The organism is Cognataquiflexum aquatile, from assembly GCF_003316845.1.
Taxonomy (GTDB): domain Bacteria; phylum Bacteroidota; class Bacteroidia; order Cytophagales; family Cyclobacteriaceae; genus Cognataquiflexum; species Cognataquiflexum aquatile.
On the sequence record NZ_QMIK01000010.1, the window covers coordinates 14064 to 36068 of the forward strand.

Consider the following 22005-nt stretch of genomic DNA (forward strand, 5'->3'; position numbering starts at 1 on the left):
AAACTTATTTCATAAATATAACAGATAACATGACATATATCACATTAATTATGGTTGAAATTGAGGTAAATCGGATATTTGATCATAATTATTAACATCAGAATTATATTTCAAGAATAAATGCTGTCTGCCGTTGCTTATTCCCATGTAAGAAGCACCTATGGTTTTATTATAGACTGCTACCTGTTCGACTGTTTTTTTAGACAATCTTACTTCAGGGGCTTTGCATTCGATCAAAAGGAACGGATTTCCGACTCTGTCCAAAACCAAAATATCAAATCTTTTCTGAAGGGAATTATAAACCACTTCTTTCTCCAAAGAGAAAAGTCCTTTTGGATAGTTTCGGTGTTGGACCAAAAAAGAAACCATATGCTGTCTGACCCATTCTTCAGGGGTCAATATCAAATATTTCTTTCGAAGGGAATCGAAAATGCTTAATTTACCCTCGGACTCCTGAATTTTGAATTCAAATTCAGGAAAATTGAGGGAAAACTGCATAAATCCATACCTATCCGCCATCATTTCGCAAATATGTCCGCTTTCTTGTTAGAAACATCAACCAAACCGTCTAAAATGAAGAAATTTATTTTCTTTTCACTTCTGTTTTCAACCATTTTCTACTTTTCCTGCACCACAAAGGAGAAAGTTGACCTCATCGTACATAACGGAACCATCTATACCGTTGATGAAGGTTTTTCGATAGCAAATGCATTTGCAATCAAGGATAACCGTTTTGTGGCAGTGGGCAATGAAAACGCGATATTTTCCAAATATGAATCCGAAGAAGTTATTGACTTGCAAGGCAAACCAGTATATCCTGGATTCATAGATTCCCATTCTCATTTTTACAGGTATGGATTAGGATTGCAAGTGGCTGATCTACTTGGAGCCGAATCAGAAGCAGAACTGGTGGAAAGGGTTAGGGTTCATGCTGAAAAAAATCCTGATGCGGCGTGGATATTGGGAAGAGGTTGGGATCAGAACCTATGGGAATCAAAAGAATTTCCAACCAAAGCCAAATTGGATTCCCTATTCCCTGACAAGCCGGTCCTTCTTACCCGGATTGACGGACATGCTGCCCTGGTCAACCAAAAGGCTTTGGATCTGGGAGGCGTTACTGCCCAAACTTCCATGATCGGAGGAAAAGTTATACTTATAGGAAACAAGCCTTCAGGGGTTTTGATTGACAATGCGATTGATCTGGTTTCATATAAGGTGCCTAATGCGAGTAAGGAGGAGTCCAGGATTGCATTGCTCGGAGCTCAGGAAAATTGTTTTGCAGTCGGTCTGACCACAGTAGTAGATGCGGGTCTGGAGAAGGAAACAATCGACCTTATCTCTGAAATGCAAAAAGACAATACATTAAAAATGCGTGTATATGCCATGGTAAATCCTACAGAAGCCAATATGGCCCATTATTTCAAAACGGGGATTTATCAAGACGACAACCTCACAGTCAGGAGTTTTAAAATATATGGAGATGGGGCTTTGGGCTCCAGAGGTGCCGCACTCCTAAAGCCTTACCATGACCACGCTGACAATTATGGATTTCTTCTCAAAAACCCTGAGGAATTTGATGAGTTGGCTAAAAAAATGTACGAAAACGGCTTCCAAATGAATACCCATTGTATTGGTGATTCTGCAAATAGGACACTCTTGGACATCTATGCCAAATATCTCAAAGGCAAAAATGATCTCAGGTGGAGAATCGAGCATGCCCAGGTAGTGAGCAAAGAAGACATGCCGAAATTTGCCAAGTATAGCATCATTCCTTCCGTCCAACCTACTCACGCCACTTCTGATATGTATTGGGCCGGCCAAAGGCTCGGTCCTTTCCGGATCAAAACAGCATATGCATACAAAGACCTCCTGGACCAAAATGGCATGCTGGCACTAGGTAGTGATTTCCCTGTAGAACACATCAATCCTCTGTATGGCTTTCATTCTGGTGTTGTCAGAAAAGACGCCAAAAACTGGCCTGATGACGGATTTCAACCTGAAAACAAAATCACCCGGGAACATGCACTTAAGGGTATGACCATTTGGGCAGCATTTGCAAACTTTGAGGAAAACCTAAAAGGAAGTATTGAACCGGGAAAACTCGCTGACTTTGTGGTTTTGGAAAAAGACATCATGACAGCTCCCGAAAACGAACTCCGTGAGATCAAAATCTCAGGAACCTTTGTTGGTGGGAAAAAAGTCTTTTAACATATGAGTTCAAACATCATCAAAATTCCAGGTAAGGTTTGAGCCTATCCACCCATTCAGCATTGAAGATTTTGATTTTGAGCAAATCATCCGAAGACTGATAAGGTCCATGTTGTTCACGGAAAGCAATGATGACTTTGGCAGACCCGTAATTGATATAAGGATGTTTAGCCAGAGTGTTGACATCAGCTTGATTGATGGGGATTTTGTTTTTGACACCGGGTTCAAAATAAAAATAATCAAAGACCCTTTCCAAAACCTCAGGAGTCATGCCGTAAACCTCCAAAAGTTGATCCTTGCTATGTAAGCCCCCAATATTATCCCTGAACTTTACTACTCTTCCGGCCATGGTCTGCCCTATCCCCGGAACTATTTGAAGTACAACAGAGTCAGCTTCTGAGAATGACATTTTATTCAGCTGCGGACTTTTGGGTTTTTGATAAGCGTTTGCTCTTTTGACCGTATCTGATTTGGAACCTATTGATTGACTTTGATAGTTATTTTGAGAAGGTTTCCAACCGGCCAAGACCAAACTGTCAATCTTATGGGAATAAGCCGAATAATGCTCTTCGTTTTTCTTTCGAACCAGCCAATCATAGCCCAACGGAATCAAATAGAGAACAATAAGGGCCGGAATTACCAAAACGAAACCTCTAGATTCCCTTTTGGAGAATCCAAAATACGATTTCAGAAAAAAATAAATTTTAGCCATCCGGAATTATTATTAAAAACCATAACTCCATCGCAACCGATAAATCGCATCTATCTCCGATAAAATAATACGATTGGAATTATTTTACAATTATTACGAAATTTGAAATTGAAAACCAAAAATTTAAGTTTTGCCTGTTTTATTTAGACCGAATTTAAATTAAACGGAAGTAAAGAGAAATTATTCTTTGCTATCTAATCTGAATTAAATTTGTGACAGAAAAGTATCAAAATGCAAAAAACGTTTAGAGCCATCAGTTTATCCCATAAAAGTGCCCCTGTCGAAATACGGGAGGTCATCGCACTTGATGAGGGCTCCATTCATTCTCTTTTATTGAAACTGAAAGATTTTTTCAGCATTACTGACACGCTCATTCTTTCTACCTGCAACAGGACGGAAGTATATTACTCACACGAAATCGATTTGAATGAAGAAATTATCAAGCTCATTGGACTTGAAAAAGGCTTGACCAATGTGGTTGATTATATGGACTACTTCAAAATCCATAACGATGATAGAGATGCCATCGACCATCTTTTTAGGGTTTCCATGGGACTTGAGGCCCAAGTAGTGGGCGACATGCAAATATCCAATCAAGTGAAAAGAGCCTATCAGGCTTCAGCAGACTTGGATATGGCCGGACCATTCCTGCATAGATTGATGCATATGATTTTTTTTACCAGCAAAAGACTTGTTCAGGAAACTGCATTTAGAGACGGTGCAGCTTCTATTTCATACGCAGCGGTTGAACTGATCGAAGAACTCACCTCCAACACATACCAGCCCAGGGTTTTGCTCATAGGAGTTGGTGAAATCGGAGAAGATGTAGCCAAAAACATGGTGCATATCCCCGATGCAAAAGTTACCATCACAAACAGGACTTTTGAAAGAGCCAAGGCTTTGGCAGATGAGATGGGATTTGAGGTTATTCCTTTCGAAAATTGCTTTGAAGCGATGAAAGAAGCAGATGTTATCGTCTCTTCCATCATGAAATCTGAGCCATTTATCACCAAATCATTGGTGTCCAAAATGGAAATCCATAGCTATAAACTTTTTGTTGACCTTTCTGTACCCCGAAGTATAGAAACAAACCTGGAGGAAATCCCGGGAGTCATGCTTTATAATGTGGATAATATCCGAAGCAAGGCCACCGAAACCCTTGAAAAAAGACTTGCGTCTATTCCGCAGGTTGAAAGAATAATCAATGAAAGTATTGAAGACTTTTTTAACTGGAAGAAAGAGATGATGGTTTCCCCGACCATCAATAAGCTTAAAAATGCATTGGAGCAAATCCGTCAAGAAGAGATGGAGAGGTTTTTGAAAAATGCTGATGAAGCGCAGATAGCCATCATCGACAAAATCACAAAAAGCATGATGCAAAAAATCCTTAAAGTCCCTGTGGTCCAACTTCGTGCAGCCTGCCAAAGGGATGATGCGGATAAGATGATTGACATATTGTCTGATTTATTTGATCTTGAAAAAGATCAAGAAAAAAAGGCATAGAATAATCTTCCACATACTTGAATTACGGATTCAATCTCTTTATTTTACCTTCGTCAATTTAAAGATTTATGAAGGTTAAAATTTATTGGATATTTTCCCTGTATTTGATTTTTGAAATACTCACTGCCAAACAGGCAATATCTCAAACCTATGAGGTTTATGATCAAAATCTCAGGTTAAAATCTAGGATCGAATTCGACCACATCAGTATTTTGGGAGAAACAGTCAGAATCAGTTCAGCCAACAATGAACTTAAGCTGCTGAGCAAAGAATATAAGCCATTTGTTGATCTCAAAGCATTATCGGTATACAACTATGACCAGCCTTGGATAGTAGTCCAAGGCCCACAAGGTAAAGGTGCTTTTCATGAATACGGAGAGGAGATTTTTGCTCCTGAATTTGACGAAATCGAAGTTTTTTACACCAGAATATTAGCAAGAAAAGGAAATCAGTTTTGGGTATATGACCATTCGACCCGGAAGATAACGGCAATAGGAACGTTTCAGGAGGCCAAACTTGCCTTAAACGGGCAGGTGATCGCGAAAAATCCTGATGGGTATTATCTTCCACTATCGGACAACCCCCAAAAAATATATGACGAGCTTCAAGAAGTGAATATGAATTTCCTGAAATCAAAAGAAAGCTCAGGATATGGGTTGATCAACAGGCAGGGAAATTACATCTTAGAGCCAATCATAGACCATATGGTTTACCTCGAGGGTGACTATTTTTATGCCCTTGATGGAAATCAATACATGTTGGTCAGATGCTTAGAGGAGCGAGCAGATATCAAATATACATCCTACCATAAAATTACTCTTGAAGACGGAATGCTCCTTGAGTATATCCATGGAAAATTGCGCAGGGTGATGGATAATGACGGGATTCTATTGGATCAGGTTGGGATGGAAAAAGTCACCGATGTCGGAGAAAAACATTACAATGTTCTTTTGAGGGATAATAAAACAGGATTGCTTGGACCGAAAGGTTGGGAAGTGCCGCCAGTACTTGAGGTCGATTTGATTCTTCCCGGGAGTGAAGGTTTATTTCCTGCCAAAAAATCCGGAAAATTTGGGTTTATCGATAATTCCGGGAATTGGATAGTTGGAAACCAATATGACGAAGTTGGGACATTTAAAGAGGGTATTGCTGCCTTTAGACAGGATGAAAAATGGGGATTTATCAACAACCAAGGAACAGAAATCACAGGAGCTGACTATGAGCAAGTCTCTTTTTTCCACAAAGGCAAGGCAATTGTTAAACAGGAAGGAAAGCACTTACTGATTGGGAAGGATGGAAAACCAATCCTGGAAAAAACTTATGACAGGATTTCTTTAGCTGCTGACAATTATTACATTTCCGAAAATGAGGATAAGTTTGGTTTGATTTCGCCCGAGGGAAAAGAAATTGTAGAACCCAAATTCCAAGAATTGAGAAGAGAGGATTTGAATAAAATTCTTGTCAGATTAGGCGATAAGTATGGCATCTTGGATGAGAATGGAGATTATGTTTTACCGGTCTATTACAAAAGTATTGTATTTGATAGCGGCAATAATCAAATCCTGGCAGAAGACGACTATCAATTTGCGCCGGCCGAACCTATCGAAAACATTAATATAAAAAAGAAGAAAGGCGCCTGATTCCTTTATCAATAAGCATAAAAAAAAAGACTGACCTGAATTTAAATCGAGTCAGTCTTTTTTTTGTATTTGGATTTATTTCTTATCTCCTTGTTTCCCTCTACCCCCTTCGGTACCACTTGCAACATCTGTGCCGGCGATGGAGGCCCTCATTTCGGTATCGGACTTGATATTTTCCATTTTATAATAATCCATGACTCCTAGATTTCCGCTTCTGAATGCTTCTGAAATAGCTTTCGGGATTTCCGCCTCAGCAGCTATTACAAGAGCTCTCATTTCGACCGTCCTAGCTTTCATTTCCTGCTCAAGAGCAACAGCCATGGCCCTTCTTTCTTCCGCCTTGGCTTCTGCTACTTTAAGATCGGCAGAAGCCTGATCTATCTGAAGTTTTGCACCGATGTTGGTCCCTACATCAATATCTGCAATATCGATAGAAAGAATTTCAAATGCAGTACCAGCATCAAGTCCTCTTTGAAGAACCAATTTTGAGATTTTATCAGGGTTTTCCAATACGCTCTTATGGTTCAAAGATGAACCGATTGAAGTAACAATTCCCTCTCCTACTCTTGCCAAGATGGTCTCTTCTCCTGCTCCACCGACAAGCTGGGCAATATTAGCTCTTACCGTCACCCTTGCTTTAGCTATCAACTGGATACCATCAGCTGCAACCGCTGCAACATTTGGTGTATTGATGACCTTGGGATTTACAGAAATCTGAACCGCCTCAAATACATCTCTTCCTGCCAGGTCAATGGCAGTGGCTTGCTTGAAACTCAAGGTAATATTTGCTTTGTCTGCCGAAATCAATGCCCGTATAACGTTTGGAACATTTCCACCGGCAAGGTAGTGGGTTTCCAGATCATTGGTTGTCAAGTCAAGTCCAGCTTTGGTAGCGGTAATTAGGGAGTTGACGATCACTCCGGGGGGCACCTTTCTGATTCTCATTCCGATCAATTCTCCGATTCCGACTTTCACATTTGAAAAGATGGCGGTAATCCAAAGATTAACTGGGATAAAATACAAAAACACAAATAGTAAAATCAGCGCGGCAAAGGCTGTAAACAAAATAATAGCCGAGTTAGACATGTCCATAAACTATGATTTAATTATAATTGTATTGTTTTCCAATTTAGTAATAAAAACAGTAGTGCCCACAGAAATAAACCCTGATTCGGATTTAACCTCATAAATCCCCTCACCAATTTCTGCTTTGCCAATGGGCTTGATATCAGAAACTGCAATTCCTTTCATTCCGACATCCAATCCTTTGAGCCGGTCATCAAATGCACGGCTTTTGATGGCACTTTTCAATGCAAATTTCTTCCAGGCACCCGTCCTAAAACCATAAATAAGGGCGCCAAAATTCAAAACAAGTGCTGCTACTAAAACCATTCCGGCAACTTGCTTTTCAAAAGTAACAAAGGCATAATAGATTCCGACTGCTGTCACCAAAACACCGATAATCCCGACAATGGTAGTACCCGGAACAAAGAGGATCTCCGCGATCACCAGGATCAATCCGATCAATAGAAGCGTACTCAAGATAAACCAGACCATTTTATTTATTTTTCATGAAATTAGTCAGTTTTTTGTTTGGGAAAAAACTGAACATAATAATTAAGTCAAAAAAAATGCCTTCCCAAAATAGAGAAGGCATATGAATAGTAAATGAGAATTTAATAAGCTCTTGCGAAGTAAACGCGGCCTTTCGAAGGATTGCCTGTAAGGATACATTTCCCTTCCTCTTCTTTCCTGCCAATTGGAATACACCTGATTGTTGCCTTGGTAAGTTCTTTGATTTTCTCTTCTGTTTCAGGAGTACCATCCCAATGCGCAGAAAGAAAACCCCCTTTAGACTCCAATAATTCTTCAAAATCAGTCCATGAATTGACCTCTGTGGTCATTTCTTCTCTGAAATTGAAGGCTTTTTTATAAATGCTTTCCTGAATTTCGTCCAGTAGGTTGCTGATATGATCTTCCAGGATTATTTCTCCGAGGTTGACTGTTTCTTTGGTCAGGGTGTCACGTCTTGCCAATTCAATGGTATTGTTTTCCAGATCCCTTGGACCCATAGCTATCCTTAATGGAACACCTTTGAGTTCATACTCAGCAAATTTCCACCCCGGCTTATGGGTATCCCTGTTATCAAAATGTACAGAAATCCCTTTCCTTTTCAGCTTGGCTATAATTTCTTTTGCCTTTACGCTAATCCTGATGAGTTCTTCTTCTCCTTTATAAATCGGCACGATAACTACCTGATTTGGTGCAAGCTTTGGAGGAAGCACCAAGCCATTGTCATCAGAATGGGCCATGATCAATGCCCCCATCAAGCGGGTACTGGCACCCCAAGAAGTCCCCCATACATATTCCAGCCCACCTTCTTTGGTGGCGAATTTGACATCAAAAGCTTTTGCAAAATTCTGTCCTAGAAAATGGGAGGTTCCGGCCTGAAGAGCCTTTCCGTCCTGCATCAACGCTTCTATGCAATATGTGTCTTCAGCACCAGCAAATCTTTCGTTGGCGCTTTTAATCCCTTTTACAACAGGGAGTGCCATAAAAGTTTCTGCAAATTCAGCATACACGTTCATCATTTGAACAGTTTCATCGATGGCCTCTTGCTTGGTAGCATGGGCAGTATGTCCTTCTTGCCACAAAAACTCAGTTGTCCTTAAAAACAAACGAGTTCTCATCTCCCACCGGACGACATTTGCCCACTGGTTAACAAGAAGAGGCAGGTCACGGTAAGATTGGATCCAGTTTTTGTATGTACTCCAGATGACAGTTTCGGATGTGGGCCTGACGATCAATTCCTCTTCAAGCTTTGCTTCAGGATCGACGATCACACTTTTTCCGTCTTCAGAATTTTTGAGTCGGTAATGGGTCACTACCGCACATTCTTTAGCGAATCCTTCAATGTGGCTGGCTTCTTTAGAAAGGTAAGATTTTGGGATAAAAAGAGGAAAATATGCATTCACATGCCCTGTTTCCTTAAACATCCTATCAAGTTCCGCCTGCATTTTTTCCCAGATCGAATAGCCATATGGCTTGATCACCATACAACCCCTTACCGGCGAATTTTCGGCCAGATCGGCCCGCTTTACCAATTCATTGTACCACGAAGAATAGTCTTCACTCCTTTTTGGCAATCCTTTACTCATAGTGTTTTTTGATTTCAAAAATCTAATTATCTTCGCTAATTACTGTAGGGGGCAAATATAATCCAAAAAATGATAACCCTCTCTTATATGACTCGTATATAACGGTAAATAGTAAAAACCAAACAAATGAAAAACTATAACAAAATATTGATCCTAGGAGCGGGTACAGTACTTATGCTCTCTTCTTGCAGCACAAGTCAAACGGCTACAAGAGGTAGGGAAACCGACGATCTTTACTTTATGGCTTCTGATGTCAAGGTTGCCACTCAGTTTGCAGTTTCGAATAACAATCCCCAAAATTTCAATCAGTTAAGCACTGTAAATCCAGCTGAATTTGAACAGGAAAATTTCTCTGCGAGGAATGTTAATCCAGAATACATTGCCAAATATCAATCCCAAACTGCAACTCCTAATACGGGAGAAGTTTATTTTGATGACAATGAAGTGCAAGAATCAAATCCAAACGTGAATGTTTACAATAACTTCTATGGTTCCGGTGCCGGTGTAAACGGTGCAGGTTTCAATAGTGGACTGAATGTAAATGTTGGTTTTGGTATGGGTTTCGGTGCTCCTATGTGGGGAATGGGAATGGGATGGGGAATGCCAATGTGGGGAATGGGATGGAACTCCATGTGGGGTTGGAACATGGGTATCGGATGGGGAATGGGTGGAATGTGGGGTAACCCATGGATGAATCCCTGGATGAACCCTTGGATGGGTGGCGGAATGTGGGGTTGGGGAATGCCGGGCTGGGGAATGCCAGGATGTTGCTGGGGTGCTCCAGGATGGGGTGGTGATAATGGCCGTCAGGTTGTAAGGGGTGGCAGACCAGGTAGAGATTCCGGAATGGCATCAGGTGGAAATAGACCTGGAACTAATTATCCATCTACCGCAAGATCAGCGAGAAGAGATGCTGTGAGCCCTGACAGATCAGTAGGTGCAAGTAATAGAACAGCAGGAAGAGACTTCGGCAGATCACAAAATGATTATTATAACAGTTCAAGAAGCAGGGTTGCAAATTCAGCTGCAGCAGGTAACAGAAATGTTGGTTCAGCAGCTGCAACAAGACCTACCAACCGAACCGGTATTGATAATGCAAGGCCAACTTATAATTCAAGAGGAAATTCAGGTGTATCTAATGGAACTGTAAACAGAGGCTCTTCAACCTCTCCTAGTTTCAATAATAGGGGCACTACCAATACAAACAGAGGTGCAAATCCTTCTTACAACAGAGGAGGAAACACAATGAATAATAACAGGACATCTACACCATCAAGAGGTGGTAGCATGTCTACCCCATCAAGGGGCGGAAGCATGTCAGCTCCAAGCAGAAGTTCATCACCTTCTTTCAGTTCTCCTAGCAGGAGTAGCGGAGGAAGCATGGGAGGAGGAAGTATGGGAGGAGCAAGCCGTGGAGGTGGTATGAGCTCCGGAGGATCTAGAGGAGGAAGAGGGGGAAGGTAATTCCCCTTTTTTTATAGAGACTTTGTGATTGAAAATTTATCCTCTTTCTTAAAAACTATAAGTCAAATTTCTATATTTCATATATGATTTCGACAAAACATTCATTGCTTGGATTTTTTTTGATTTTTTTAGGCTCTTCGTCAGTATTTGCTCAGTTTGGATATTATGAAGATGCTTTAAGGTTTAGCCAGTTTAGATCAACTGGATCTGCGAGAATAATTGGTTTAGGCGGTGCCCAAATGTCGTTGGGTGGTGATATTTCGAATATCCATACCAATCCTGCCGGACTTGGGTTTTTCAGAAGGTCTGAATTTAGTTTTTCACCATCTTTTGGGACTTGGAATACAGAATCCAATTATTTGGGTCAAATCCAAAATGATAGAACAGGAAATTTTTCTATTCCAAACCTCAGTTTGGTAATCAGCAATCCCAGGCAAGGAGCCCTAAACACAAGCGCATTCAAAGGCGGGTCGTTTGGTATCAGTTTTAACAGAATGAACCACTTTAACACTCAGTTTGGCTATTTCTCAGACATTGAAGGGGATGTTTCTATAATTGATTTTTTCCTTCAGCAAGCAAATGGTATTCCCGAAAGTCAGATAGAAAACTTTGGCCTCACCGGTTTGGCTTACCAAACATTTTTAATTAATCCCATTACCACGGATCCAAACGGGAACCCAATCAACAATCCTACCCAATATGATTCCTTTGTCCTGGGCTTTCCATTCCAAAATGAGACAGTAACCTCAGAAGGAAGAATAAGCCAAACATCAGTTTCTTATGGCGCCAACTTCCTAAACAAATTCTTTGTAGGTGCTGGATTGGGACTTTCTTCAGTAATTTATAACCAAAGAAAAAATTATAGAGAAGAATTTTTCGATGAGCCATTACTGAACTCCACTATCGATGAGCGACTTTCTATGAGTGGATTTGGAGCCAATATCAATCTGGGAGTAATTTTCAAGCCTATTGACCAATTAAACCTGGGGGTGAACTTCCAATCACCTACTTGGTATAACTTCAATGAAGAATATGAGGCAAGAATGGTCAACAACTTTGACAACTTTTTCTTTGAAGAAGAAAATATTACCCTTGGAACAGAAGAAGCGCAAACGCCAATTACGATAGGGAACTATAACCTCAACACCCCTTTGAGATTGAGTGGAGGAGCGACATTGTTTATCGGGAAAAGCGGTTTCATTTCAGCTGATATAGATTATCTTGATTATAGCAAAAGTACAATCAACTCCAGAGATTTTAATGCGACTGCCGATAATCAACAAATCAGGTCTTTATATGGACAAACATTAAATTATAGGGTCGGTGGAGAATTCAGATTTGATATTTGGAGATTGAGAGGAGGATACGGTTTTTATGGAGATCCTTTTGTAAACAGCAATTTTGACAGGAGCACACAGCAGTTTTCGGGAGGATTTGGGGTAAGGTTAAAAGCGATGTATTTTGATTTCGCATTGTCCTCTACCAACTTTAGACAGCTTTACAATTCATTCCCGGTGGAAGAAGGTGGTTTCAACATTGGACCATTTACTGAGATACGTAACAATATCACCACCGGAACGATGACATTCGGTTTTAATTTCTAAAAAAACCCATCAATGCCGACATCAAATGCTCAGTGGAAATATCCTCTCCACTGAGTTTTATTTTTGACTGGAGATAAAAATATTCACGTTGCAAAAGAAGGTTTTTTAATTTTAATGTGATTTCCCCAACCTCCAAACCTGCAAACATTGGTCTTTTTCCTGTTTGGTCTTTGAGCAATCTTTTATTGATTTCCTCTAAAGAGACATCTAAATAAACTGAAACTCCTTTTTTGTTGATCGTATCCATGTTGTTGTTGAAACAAGGAGTGCCCCCTCCAGTAGATAAAACAAATCCATCATGACCATCGAGCGTTTTCTCGAGGTAAAATGTTTCTAATTCCCTGAATTTACCTTCACCCTCGGAACCAAAAATGTCTTTGATTTTTTTTCCGGTCTCTCTTTCAATCAAATGATCTAAATCGATGAATATGAAGTTGAGTTCTTTGGCTATCTGCCTTCCGAAAGTGGATTTTCCTGAACCCGGCAATCCGACCAAAACAATCTTCAAAGGGGATTTCATCTTACAAAAAGTGATTTCACTTCCTCTGGACTTGGAGTATTCCGGTAATGGTATTTCTTCAATACCACTCCATCTTGGATAAGCATGACACCGGGGTTTGAACGCATGATGGTTTTGATTACAGTGGCATCACCCTGATAACCTTCTATGTTCCATTTTCTGTCAGAAATCAAGGCCTCGATTTCCTCCACCGAAGATGCCGCAACAAGAATGGGGGAAATCTCACTCCCCTGAAGCCCCTGAACCATGGCATCAATTGTTTCGAGGTGAGCAGTATTCATTTTTCCCATATAAGTCACAAAAATCACAGCCTTATTCCCGGTCAAAATTCCTTCTGTAAAATCACCTTCGTCATTCCATACGGCAAAATCTGAAATCTTGGGTAGGGCATCTTCATTGACCAAGACCATATCCACAAATTCGTAGGATTCGTCTGTAGGATATTGGTCCAATACCACTTCTAGTCCATCTTTTTTCATGATGTAATTATATTGCAAAGGTGCAGAAGGCTTCATCGCTGTTGTAATATCCACACCCTCTTTATAGGCTCTAAAATCGATAAATGGCAAGTTGCGGATTGCTGTTATTGCCAATATCAAAGAAATGACCAAGCTGCCACGAACTGTCCACTTTGCCCATGAAGGACCGTCATTGGAAAGGTCTTTTTTGAAAAGAAATAGAATCCCTATCAAAACCAATAAGATCACATCTTTTGTAAATGACTCCCAAGGTGTCAATTTGATTGCATCGCCAAAACAACCGCAATCAGTGACTTTATTGAAATATGCCGAGTAAAAAGTCAGGAAAGTGAAAAACAAAATCATGATTCCAAGAGCCCAAACCGTAAATCTTAGCCTTACTCCCAGGATCAACATCACTCCCAAGACTACTTCTGCAACCACAAGGAAGACTGCTATCGGAAGAGCATAATCTTTGAATAAATAAAAGAATGAAGCGATTTCATTTGAAAAAACATCAAAATATTCTTCCAATTTAATAGCCGTACCTACAGGATCATTTACTTTGATCAGACCGGAAAAAATAAATAGGCCTCCAACCAAGAGCCTGACGATATATAACATGGTTTGCTTAAACATGGTAATTCAATTTTATCAAACAGAAAACAGCATAATTAATCATATCTTGATAATTGGCTTCTATGCCTTCCGAGACCAGCGTCATTCCCTGATTATCCTCGATTTGTTTGACTCGGAAAAGTTTCATCAAGATGATGTCTGTCATGGAAGATACTCTCATATCCCTCCAAGCTTCACCATAATCATGGTTCTTGTTTTCCAACAAGCTTCTTGTAGACTCCGCCCATTTATCGTACACAGGCTCAAGCTCGGCATAAGGAATTTCCAATCTAGAATCGTTTTGGTATGAGATCTGAATTAGGGCAATAAGACAATAATTTATAATGCCTACAAACTCATCAACAATCGGGTCGTTGACTTTTTGGTTGCCTTTTTCTTGAATGGATCTTATCCGTTGCGCTTTGATGAAAATCTGATCGGTAATAGAAGGAAGTCTGAGGATTCTCCACGCAGTCCCATAATCCTGGGTTTTCTTCTTAAAGAGTTCTTTACAATGGGCGATAACTTGATTATATTCGCTGACTGTTTGCGTTTTCAATGTATTTTCAATTTTAATGATTTCTGATCCTCAACCAACTTCCGCCTCCGAAGATATATTATTTCCCACAAAAATAACATTCTGTTCCAAAGGAAAGCTATTGGTTTTGGATAGACTTTGGGTAATGGGAATAATAAACCTCACTCCGGATTCATTTTTTGAAAAAAGCAGGGTTACATTCTCCAATGAAGGTTTTTTGAACGTTTCTGAAAAAATGATTTCGGAGGGAGCAGACATTTTAGATATCGGAGGCTACTCAAGCAGGCCAATGGCTGAGGATATTTCAATTGACGAAGAATTGAAAAGAACCATTTCTACGATCGGAAAAATCAAAAGGGAATTTCCCGACATCCTGATTTCAATAGATACTTTCAGGTCAAAAGTTGCCGAAGAGGCAGTTGCTGCAGGCGCAGATTTTGTCAATGATATTTCCGCCGGAGAACTTGATCCTTTGATGATAGAAAAAGTCGGAAAGCTAAATGTACCCTATATCGCCATGCATATGAAAGGCACTCCAAAGACGATGCAGCAAAATTCAGGATACCAAAATATTTTAACAGAAATTATGCATTATTTTTCTAAAAAACTGAACCTATGCAGGAAAGCTGGCATTAAAGATGTATTGATTGATCCTGGATTTGGATTTTCTAAAACTTTGGAACAAAACTATTGGATTCTCAAAAATTTGGCTTATTTTAAAACAATTCAAGCACCAATCTTGGTTGGGGTCTCAAGAAAATCAATGATTTCCAAAAAACTTGGAGTTTCTGCCGAGGAATCGTTAAACGGGACCACAGCACTCCACATGGCCGCGCTTATTAACGGAGCAAACATTTTGAGAGTACATGACGTGAAAGAGGCAAAAGAAACAATAAAATTATATAAAGAAATTTACCCTTGACATTACTTTTCAAAATAGGATTTTTAGAAATATCCATCGTGAATATCATCGATATCACCTTGGTGAGTATCCTTATTTATCAGGTTTATAAATTGTTGAGAGGCAGTGTAGCCATCAAAATTTTTCTTGGATTCCTTTCCATTTATTTGATTTACCTCATGGTAAGTGCTTTGAGAATGGAGCTTCTTTCCATTATCCTTGGCCAATTCATGGGAGTCGGTGTCATTGCAGCGATCATTATCTTCGCTCCCGAGATCCGGAAATTCCTTCTCATTATCGGCCGTTCCTCTTTCTTATCCAATGAAAATTTCTTTCAGGAATTGCTTTTTTGGAAAAAACGGGAAAGCAATGCATTCAATATCAATCCAATAATCGAAGCTTCAAAAAGTCTGTCCGGTACAAATACAGGTGCTTTGATGGTCTTATCCAGCAATACTGAATTGAAATTTTATGCAGAGAGCGGGGATATCCTCGATGCACAGATTTCAAAACGATTGCTGATCTCCATATTCAATAAATACAGTCCGCTTCACGACGGCGCTGTGATCATTTACAATGGAAAAGTAAAAGCCGCAAGGTGCATTCTTCCTGTGACTGAACGCGAAGTCCCGGCCCAGTTTGGTCTCAGACACCGGGCGGGAATTGGGATGTCTGAGGCTACGGATACTTTGGTTTTGATAATTTCCGAAGAAACAGGTCAGGTATCATTGGCCAAAAACGGAAAGATTCTTCACAACCTTTCTTTTCAGGAATTGCGTGAATTGATCAATGATTACCTGTCAGGAGTGGATATTGATGAGAAATTTGAATCCATATCTGTATTCGAAAGGACAAAACTCAAAAAGGTAACTCCAACAAGTGCATAAAAAAAGGTCCGAAACTTAAGTTTCGGACCTTTTTTTACACTTCAAAGCAAAGCTACTACTATAACTTTTTTACATTAATAGCATTAAGTCCTTTTTTACCGTCCTTAACATCATAGGTTACTTTGTCATTTTGGGCTACTTTGTCCACCAAGCCTGTGGCATGGACAAAAACGTCATTTTGAGACTCGTCATCAACGATAAAACCGAATCCTTTTGCATCGTTGTAGAATTTTACTGTTCCGGTAAGCATGATAAATTTTAAAATTTTGTGGTTAAATGTCCTTTAAATGTAAATATACTAGTTGACAAAACAAAAATTTATTTTGCTAAATTGCCCTTATGAAAAAGCTTGTAATTATCAGGCATGCCAAATCTTCTTGGGATGAGCCCTTCTTAAACGACCATGACAGACCTCTTGCTGAAAGAGGTTTAAAGGACGCTCCCAAGATGGCGAAGAGGTTGAAAAAAGAAAACATTTTTCCAGATGCCATCATCTCCTCTGACGCCGTAAGGGCAAAAGCAACAGCGATCATCACCGCCGAACAGCTTGATTTCCCAACCAAAAAGATTGATTTCATCAAAGACCTTTATCATGGTTCCGTCTCACAAATTCTATCAGAGATAAAAAAAACAGATGAAAGTGTCAAAGCGCTATTCTTGTTTGGCCACAATCCGGGATTGAATGACCTGATCTGGAAGCTTGGGGGGGAAATTGACAATCTTCCAACTGCGGGTCAGTTTGGGTTTAAGTTTGATGTGAAAACATGGGAGGAAATAAGCGCCAAAAATGCCAAAATATGGTTTTTTGACTATCCAAAAAAAGATTGACCTGGGGTTTTAGAATTGTTTAAAACTTCCTAACGTCTTGGATCACCTCATTAAATTTTTCTTGATTTTCTATTAAATACATTATTTTTTCCGCAGCATATTCAGGACTACTCAATTGATTATTTTCCTTTAGACCAATAAAATTCCCCAAGGAAGAAAAATCTTTGGAGGAGGAATTCCTGATTTCTTGCTGCATAGCTGTATCCACCACTCCCGGCGCGACTGCAAAAAATCTGATTCCGTTTTGATCGAGTTCTGACTCATTTTGTGCTGTTTGGGTCAGCATATTCAAGGCAGCTTTGGAAGCCGAATAACCTGACCAGCCATCTATTGCCTTGGTGGCTGCCCCAGAGCTAATATTCACGACAATTTTTTTCGCTTCCTTAGATTGTGCATACTTTTTTACGAAAGCATTCATCAAAATGGCAGGCGCAATGGAATTGATCGCAAATATTTGACGGATGCTTTGATTGGATGACTTACCCAAATGTGCGATTTCCCCGATCACCCCTGCATTGTTTATCAAAACAATACGTTCAAATTTTCCTTCTGGAAAAATTTCATTCAGCTTATCTTCGATCTCCTCCATTTTTCCCAAGTCACAAGCTATGTGAAGGTAATTTGGATGTTTCACTTCTGATTTTGATCTAGAAATTCCAATGACCTTGATTTGGCTTTTCTGAAGTACCAGGCCGACCAAAGCCTTGCCGATTCCTTTGCTTGTACCTGTAATGATAAAAAGTGATGTTGCAGACATAATCAAATATAAAACATTATTAAAGCCCATAAAACATAACTCCAGACTTCAAGGATTTATCCTGCTGAAGTCTGGAGTTAAAATATGGGTTAGCTAAATCCCGATTATAGAATATATTGTGAAAGATCCCTGTTCTTTACCAAAGAAGTCAATCTTTCCTGCACCATTTCTTGGGTGATCATGATTTTTGAATTTGCCTCTATGGTATCAGGTACTTCAAAAAGGAAATCATTAAGCAAATGACTCATGACAGTATGTAACCTCCTTGCTCCGATGTTTTCCACCTCCTCATTGATCTGAAAAGCCAGTTTGGCAATCTCACGGATGGCGTCATCATTGAAATCAAGATAGACTTCCTCTGACTCAAACAACGCTTGGTATTGCTTGGTCAAAGCATTTTTCGGCTCTTTTAATATCCTATAGAAATCATCCTCTGTCAAGCTGTTTAATTCAACTCTAATTGGAAATCTTCCTTGAAGTTCGGGAATCAAATCGGATGGTTTGGCAACATGGAATGCCCCGGCCGCAATAAACAGGACATGGTCTGTATTGATGATCCCATATTTGGTATTGACAGCGCTTCCTTCTACTATGGGTAGCAAATCACGCTGCACACCTTCGCGGCTGACATCAGGTCCTGATCCACCTTTACCACTTTTTGAAGCGATCTTATCTATTTCATCGATGAAAATGATTCCATTGTTTTCAGCTAACCGAAGGGCTTCCTCTTTTACCTCGTCAAAATCCACCAACTTTGAGGTTTCCTCTTCCATTAGGATCTTTCGTGCTTCGGCTATCGTAACCTTTCTTTTCTTGGTTTTTTTTGGCATCATGCCGCTGATCATATCCTGGATTCCAGCCATACTGGCATCATCCATCATGCCGTTACCGATCATTCCTATACCTACAGGCGGACTTTGCTTGACATTGATCTCCACCTTGCGGTCTTCCAATTCTCCGTTTTTGAGTTTTTCCCGAAACCTGTCTCGGGTCCTTTCATTCAACTCATCGTCCGGTGCATGGTCCGGAGTGAAATCGATGGATGCCGTGGTGGAAGGGCGTACAAATCCTGCTGTTTTTACAGGTGGGATCAGGATGTCCAAGATTGCTTCATCTACTGCATCTGCTGCTTTACCTTTGACTTCTTCATTTTTCTTTTCCCTGACCAAATGTACAGACTGCTCTACAAGGTCCCGGACCATACTTTCCACATCCCTACCCACATATCCTACCTCTGTAAACTTGGAAGCCTCCACCTTAGTGAAAGGGGCATTTGCGATTTTCGCCAATCTTCGTGCTATTTCTGTCTTTCCCACCCCGGTAGATCCGATGAGAAGGATGTTATTGGGAACAATATCTTTTTGGATATCTCCTTTCACATTCATTCTCCTGATTCTATTGCGAAGGGCTATGGCCACATTCCTTTTGGCGTCATGTTGACCGATGATATATTTATCAAGCTCCGTGACAATCTGTTTTGGGGTCAAATCACTAAAATCATTTCTCATATTGTTGACGTTAAAACGTTCTCCATTCATTTATTAAGGTGGATTTTCTCAAAACATTTGACCCACCGGGTACACCGCAAAACATTCCTGAATAGGAAGAACGCTTGATTTTTGGGGAATTGACATGAAGCTTATCCACCAAAAAAGGTTTTACTTAATTTCGGCCAAACAGCCTTTGCTTACATTTCTTTTAGGCTATTTGACGGCTGTTTTCAGATTCTTTTGGAAAAGAAAAGACCATAGGATCATCCACTTTGGACTTCATCAAGGCTATTTCCAACACTTCTTCCACTTTGTCGACAAAGTGGAATTCCACACCTTTGATATACTCCTTGTCGATTTCATCGATATCTCTTTTGTTGTTTTTACAAAGGATGATTTCTTTGATTCCGGCTCTTTTTGCTGCAAGTATTTTTTCTTTGATTCCACCTACAGGCATCACTTTGCCACGGAGGGTGATTTCTCCCGTCATGGCGATCTTGGCTTTTACTTTCCTTTGGGTAAAAATCGAGGCTATGGCAGTCAGCATTGTAATTCCTGCAGAAGGGCCGTCTTTTGGAACTGCCCCGGCCGGAACGTGGATGTGCAGGTCGTAATAATCAAACAGCCTGTCATCAATTCCCAATTTATCTGCTTTGGATTTAAGGTAGGAAAGCGCAGTCATTGCAGATTCTTTCATCACCTCACCCAATTGACCGGAAAGCGTCAGTTTGCCTTTTCCTTTACTCAAAGAAGTTTCAACAAAGAGAATTTCTCCACCCACGGATGTCCAGGCCAATCCAGTTACCACACCGGCAGTGCTGTTGTCCTGATACATTTCTTTATCAAAAAATTCACCTCCCAATATTTTTCTAACCATCTCAGGAGTGACTTTTTTGTCATATTCCTCTTCCATCGCAATGGATTTTGCGAGGTTCCTGACCACTTTTCCGATTGCTCTTTCGAGATTTCTTACTCCGGATTCTCTTGTGTAGTCTTCGATGATTTTAGCTATTGCGGCCCTATCAAATGCGATATCCTTTGCCTTCAGACCATGTTCCTGTCTTTGCTTGGGAATGAGGTGCTTTTTGGCAATCTCAATTTTTTCTTCCAAGGTATAACCTGTCACTTCAATAATCTCCATTCTGTCCCTAAGGGCAGGCTGAATGGTATCCAATGAGTTGGCTGTGGCAATAAATAAAACTTTGGAAAGGTCATACTCTACTTCCAAGTAATTGTCAACGAAAGTGCTGTTTTGCTCCGGATCCAAAACTTCCAAAAAAGCAGAAGATGGATCTCCCCTGAAATCTGAACTTAATTTGTCAATTTCATCCAATACGTAAACAGGATTGGAATATTTGACTTTTTTCATGTTCTGAATAATTTTTCCCGGCATAGCGCCAACATAGGTTTTTCTATGTCCGCGGATTTCCGCTTCATCATGCAATCCGCCTAGAGACATCCGGATATATTTTCTCCCGAGTGCCGTCGCGATTGATTTCCCCAAAGAAGTTTTACCAACTCCCGGAGGTCCATAAAGGCACAAAATCGGTCCCTTGAGGTCTTTTTTAAGCTTTAATACCGCTAGGTATTCGATGATCCTGTCCTTGACTTTTTCAATACCGTGGTGGTCTTTGTCCAAAATGGCCTTGGCTCTTTTGAGGTCAAAGTTGTCTTCGGTAATTTCATTCCATGGAAGTTCGACCAAGGTTTCGGCATAATTCAGTGCAATAGGATATTCTGCTGCAGATGGATTGATTCTCAGGATTTTGTCAAGTTCTTTTTCAAAATGCCTGGCAACTTCCTTAGGCCATTTTTTCAAAAGCCCTTTTGAGCGGAGCTCTTCGACTTCTTTTTCAGGCCCTTCTTCACCCAATTCAGTTTGAAGAACTTTCATCTGCTGTCGGAGAAAATAATCCCGCTGCTGTTGGTCTATATCTGTATGGACTTTCTTCTGAATCTCGCTTTTGAGTTCGAGCATCTGAATATCCTTCATCATAAATTCCAACAATAACGTAGCCCTTTCCACCCCATCATTGATTTCCAACAGTTTTTGCTTGGCTTCTACCGGAGCATTGATGTTGGAAGAAAGAAAATGGGTAAGAAAAGCAGTATTGTCTATATTATCGAGTGCCACTTGGGCTTCTCTTGGAATCTCGGGATTGAGATGCAAAATCTTGGCAGCGGAGTCCTTCAGGGATTCTTCAAGGGCCTTGATTTTTTTACTGTTTTTTGGAAAATTCTCCTCCAAATATTCCACTTTGGCCATAAAGTATGGATCCTCTGTCACGGTTTCCGTGATGCGGAATCTCTTTTTGCCTTGGATGATGATGGTGGTATTGCCATCGGGAAGAATGATCATTTTGATAATCTTTGCCAGAGTACCTACATGGTATATGTCGTCCCAAGCAGGGTCGTCGTTTTGGGCATTGATCTGGGCACAGACCCCTATGAGTTTGTCTCCTTTTTGGGCTTTTTTAACAAGCTTGATGGAACGTTGCCTTCCGACGGTAATCGGTATGACTACCCCCGGAAAAAGAACTGTATTGCGGACAGAAAGGATCGGGATATCAGTGGAAAAATTCTCCGGCTGCTGCAGACTTTCATCTTCGTCGTCAGCGATCAGTTGTATCAAGTCGCCTTCGCCGGCATAATCACCTGTTATCATCGATTGATATAATTGGTTTTCAAAATTCTTCATAAAGGACAATATGACAGACAA

Annotated in this window: 20 protein-coding genes; 8 read left to right on the forward strand and 12 right to left on the reverse strand. The window is 40.3% G+C overall.

Features of this window, described 5'->3' with window-relative positions:
• Positions 1-48: 48 nt before the first annotated feature.
• Positions 49-522, reverse strand: a complete 474-nt coding sequence (locus tag DQW11_RS21355; protein WP_113926171.1) for a type I restriction enzyme HsdR N-terminal domain-containing protein — start codon at positions 520-522, stop codon at positions 49-51.
• Positions 523-573: 51 nt separating this feature from the next.
• Between DQW11_RS21355 and DQW11_RS21360 the strand changes: the two genes are divergently transcribed.
• Positions 574-2208, forward strand: coding sequence for an amidohydrolase (locus tag DQW11_RS21360; RefSeq protein ID WP_113926172.1), 1635 nt, complete (start codon positions 574-576; stop codon positions 2206-2208).
• A gap of 19 nt (positions 2209-2227) precedes the next feature.
• Here the strand turns inward: DQW11_RS21360 and DQW11_RS21365 are convergent, their stop codons facing one another.
• Positions 2228-2920, reverse strand: a complete 693-nt coding sequence (locus DQW11_RS21365; RefSeq protein ID WP_113926173.1) for a ComEA family DNA-binding protein — start codon at positions 2918-2920, stop codon at positions 2228-2230.
• Positions 2921-3151: 231 nt separating this feature from the next.
• Here DQW11_RS21365 and hemA point away from each other — a divergent pair, with 231 nt between their 5' ends.
• Both hemA and DQW11_RS21375 read left to right on the forward strand, forming a co-directional pair.
• Positions 3152-4423 carry a glutamyl-tRNA reductase gene (gene hemA / locus DQW11_RS21370; protein ID WP_113926174.1) on the forward strand — a complete coding sequence of 424 codons (1272 nt, stop codon included), beginning with the start codon at positions 3152-3154 and terminating at the stop codon, positions 4421-4423.
• Positions 4424-4491: 68 nt separating this feature from the next.
• The gene (locus DQW11_RS21375; protein ID WP_113926175.1) at positions 4492-6063 is read left to right on the forward strand and encodes a WG repeat-containing protein; all 1572 of its coding nucleotides are present in this window, start codon (positions 4492-4494) and stop codon (positions 6061-6063) included.
• A 75-nt stretch (positions 6064-6138) separates the two neighbouring features.
• On the opposite strand, the gene floA is transcribed toward DQW11_RS21375, so the two are convergent.
• The 3 genes from floA to proS all read right to left on the reverse strand — a co-directional run bounded on the left by floA (position 6139) and on the right by proS (position 9221).
• On the reverse strand, positions 6139-7155 hold the full coding sequence (gene floA / locus DQW11_RS21380) for a flotillin-like protein FloA (RefSeq protein ID WP_113926176.1): 1017 nt from the start codon (positions 7153-7155) through the stop codon (positions 6139-6141).
• Between the two features lie 3 nt (positions 7156-7158).
• The gene (locus DQW11_RS21385; RefSeq protein WP_113926177.1) at positions 7159-7620 is read right to left on the reverse strand and encodes an NfeD family protein; all 462 of its coding nucleotides are present in this window, start codon (positions 7618-7620) and stop codon (positions 7159-7161) included.
• Between the two features lie 119 nt (positions 7621-7739).
• Entirely contained in the window at positions 7740-9221 is a 1482-nt protein-coding gene (gene proS, locus DQW11_RS21390) for a proline--tRNA ligase (protein WP_113926178.1), read from the reverse strand.
• Between the two features lie 126 nt (positions 9222-9347).
• Between proS and DQW11_RS21395 the strand changes: the two genes are divergently transcribed.
• Together DQW11_RS21395 and DQW11_RS21400 are read left to right on the forward strand one after the other, a co-directional pair.
• Positions 9348-10685 carry a hypothetical protein gene (locus tag DQW11_RS21395; RefSeq protein ID WP_113926179.1) on the forward strand — a complete coding sequence of 446 codons (1338 nt, stop codon included), beginning with the start codon at positions 9348-9350 and terminating at the stop codon, positions 10683-10685.
• Positions 10686-10768: 83 nt separating this feature from the next.
• The gene (locus DQW11_RS21400; RefSeq protein WP_113926180.1) at positions 10769-12289 is read left to right on the forward strand and encodes an OmpP1/FadL family transporter; all 1521 of its coding nucleotides are present in this window, start codon (positions 10769-10771) and stop codon (positions 12287-12289) included.
• Here DQW11_RS21400 and DQW11_RS21405 read toward each other — a convergent pair.
• The 3 genes from DQW11_RS21405 to DQW11_RS21415 are packed head-to-tail and all read right to left on the reverse strand — an operon-like array spanning position 12279 to position 14444.
• On the reverse strand, positions 12279-12809 hold the full coding sequence (locus DQW11_RS21405; protein ID WP_113926181.1) for a shikimate kinase: 531 nt from the start codon (positions 12807-12809) through the stop codon (positions 12279-12281). The two genes, DQW11_RS21400 and DQW11_RS21405, sit on opposite strands and share 11 nt — an antisense overlap.
• Positions 12806-13906 carry a BT_3928 family protein gene (locus tag DQW11_RS21410; RefSeq protein WP_113926182.1) on the reverse strand — a complete coding sequence of 367 codons (1101 nt, stop codon included), beginning with the start codon at positions 13904-13906 and terminating at the stop codon, positions 12806-12808. The genes DQW11_RS21405 and DQW11_RS21410 overlap by 4 nt, the downstream gene beginning before the upstream one ends.
• Positions 13899-14444: a DUF1599 domain-containing protein gene (locus DQW11_RS21415; protein ID WP_113926183.1), complete on the reverse strand. Its 546-nt coding sequence runs from the start codon at positions 14442-14444 to the stop codon at positions 13899-13901. Before DQW11_RS21415 ends, DQW11_RS21410 begins: the two co-directional genes overlap by 8 nt.
• Before the next feature lie 16 nt (positions 14445-14460).
• Here DQW11_RS21415 and folP point away from each other — a divergent pair, with 16 nt between their 5' ends.
• A complete protein-coding gene (folP, locus tag DQW11_RS21420) occupies positions 14461-15345 on the forward strand; it encodes a dihydropteroate synthase (protein ID WP_113926184.1) in 885 nt (294 codons plus the stop codon).
• Positions 15342-16211, forward strand: coding sequence for a diadenylate cyclase CdaA (gene cdaA / locus DQW11_RS21425; RefSeq protein ID WP_113926185.1), 870 nt, complete (start codon positions 15342-15344; stop codon positions 16209-16211). Before folP ends, cdaA begins: the two co-directional genes overlap by 4 nt.
• Before the next feature lie 58 nt (positions 16212-16269).
• Here cdaA and DQW11_RS21430 read toward each other — a convergent pair whose 3' ends face one another.
• The gene (locus DQW11_RS21430) at positions 16270-16461 is read right to left on the reverse strand and encodes a cold-shock protein (protein WP_113926186.1); all 192 of its coding nucleotides are present in this window, start codon (positions 16459-16461) and stop codon (positions 16270-16272) included.
• An 89-nt stretch (positions 16462-16550) separates the two neighbouring features.
• On the opposite strand from DQW11_RS21430, the gene DQW11_RS21435 reads away from it, so the two are divergent.
• A complete protein-coding gene (locus DQW11_RS21435) occupies positions 16551-17039 on the forward strand; it encodes a SixA phosphatase family protein (protein WP_113926187.1) in 489 nt (162 codons plus the stop codon).
• Between the two features lie 19 nt (positions 17040-17058).
• Here the strand turns inward: DQW11_RS21435 and DQW11_RS21440 are convergent, their stop codons facing one another.
• The 3 genes from DQW11_RS21440 to lon all read right to left on the reverse strand — a co-directional run bounded on the left by DQW11_RS21440 (position 17059) and on the right by lon (position 21984).
• Positions 17059-17796 (reverse strand): SDR family NAD(P)-dependent oxidoreductase, encoded by a 738-nt coding sequence (locus DQW11_RS21440; RefSeq protein ID WP_113926188.1) that lies wholly within the window; start codon positions 17794-17796, stop codon positions 17059-17061.
• 104 nt (positions 17797-17900) lie between these two features.
• Positions 17901-19304, reverse strand: a complete 1404-nt coding sequence (gene hslU / locus DQW11_RS21445; RefSeq protein ID WP_113926259.1) for an ATP-dependent protease ATPase subunit HslU — start codon at positions 19302-19304, stop codon at positions 17901-17903.
• A 190-nt stretch (positions 19305-19494) separates the two neighbouring features.
• Positions 19495-21984: an endopeptidase La gene (gene lon / locus DQW11_RS21450; RefSeq protein ID WP_113926189.1), complete on the reverse strand. Its 2490-nt coding sequence runs from the start codon at positions 21982-21984 to the stop codon at positions 19495-19497.
• Between the last annotated feature and the right edge of the window lie 21 nt (positions 21985-22005).

Coding starts and splice junctions, on each gene's coding strand:
- hslU (WP_113926259.1), bottom strand. CDS start 19,304: ATGAGAAATGATTTTAGTGATTTGACCCCAAAACAGATTGTCACGGAG.
- folP (WP_113926184.1), top strand. CDS start 14,461: ATGATTTCTGATCCTCAACCAACTTCCGCCTCCGAAGATATATTATTT.
- DQW11_RS21440 (WP_113926188.1), bottom strand. CDS start 17,796: ATGTCTGCAACATCACTTTTTATCATTACAGGTACAAGCAAAGGAATC.
- floA (WP_113926176.1), bottom strand. CDS start 7,155: ATGGACATGTCTAACTCGGCTATTATTTTGTTTACAGCCTTTGCCGCG.
- DQW11_RS21355 (WP_113926171.1), bottom strand. CDS start 522: ATGATGGCGGATAGGTATGGATTTATGCAGTTTTCCCTCAATTTTCCT.
- DQW11_RS21365 (WP_113926173.1), bottom strand. CDS start 2,920: ATGGCTAAAATTTATTTTTTTCTGAAATCGTATTTTGGATTCTCCAAA.
- DQW11_RS21435 (WP_113926187.1), top strand. CDS start 16,551: ATGAAAAAGCTTGTAATTATCAGGCATGCCAAATCTTCTTGGGATGAG.
- DQW11_RS21385 (WP_113926177.1), bottom strand. CDS start 7,620: ATGGTCTGGTTTATCTTGAGTACGCTTCTATTGATCGGATTGATCCTG.
- DQW11_RS21410 (WP_113926182.1), bottom strand. CDS start 13,906: ATGTTTAAGCAAACCATGTTATATATCGTCAGGCTCTTGGTTGGAGGC.
- proS (WP_113926178.1), bottom strand. CDS start 9,221: ATGAGTAAAGGATTGCCAAAAAGGAGTGAAGACTATTCTTCGTGGTAC.
- DQW11_RS21405 (WP_113926181.1), bottom strand. CDS start 12,809: ATGAAATCCCCTTTGAAGATTGTTTTGGTCGGATTGCCGGGTTCAGGA.
- DQW11_RS21430 (WP_113926186.1), bottom strand. CDS start 16,461: ATGCTTACCGGAACAGTAAAATTCTACAACGATGCAAAAGGATTCGGT.
- DQW11_RS21360 (WP_113926172.1), top strand. CDS start 574: ATGAAGAAATTTATTTTCTTTTCACTTCTGTTTTCAACCATTTTCTAC.
- DQW11_RS21395 (WP_113926179.1), top strand. CDS start 9,348: ATGAAAAACTATAACAAAATATTGATCCTAGGAGCGGGTACAGTACTT.
- DQW11_RS21375 (WP_113926175.1), top strand. CDS start 4,492: ATGAAGGTTAAAATTTATTGGATATTTTCCCTGTATTTGATTTTTGAA.
- hemA (WP_113926174.1), top strand. CDS start 3,152: ATGCAAAAAACGTTTAGAGCCATCAGTTTATCCCATAAAAGTGCCCCT.
- lon (WP_113926189.1), bottom strand. CDS start 21,984: ATGAAGAATTTTGAAAACCAATTATATCAATCGATGATAACAGGTGAT.
- DQW11_RS21400 (WP_113926180.1), top strand. CDS start 10,769: ATGATTTCGACAAAACATTCATTGCTTGGATTTTTTTTGATTTTTTTA.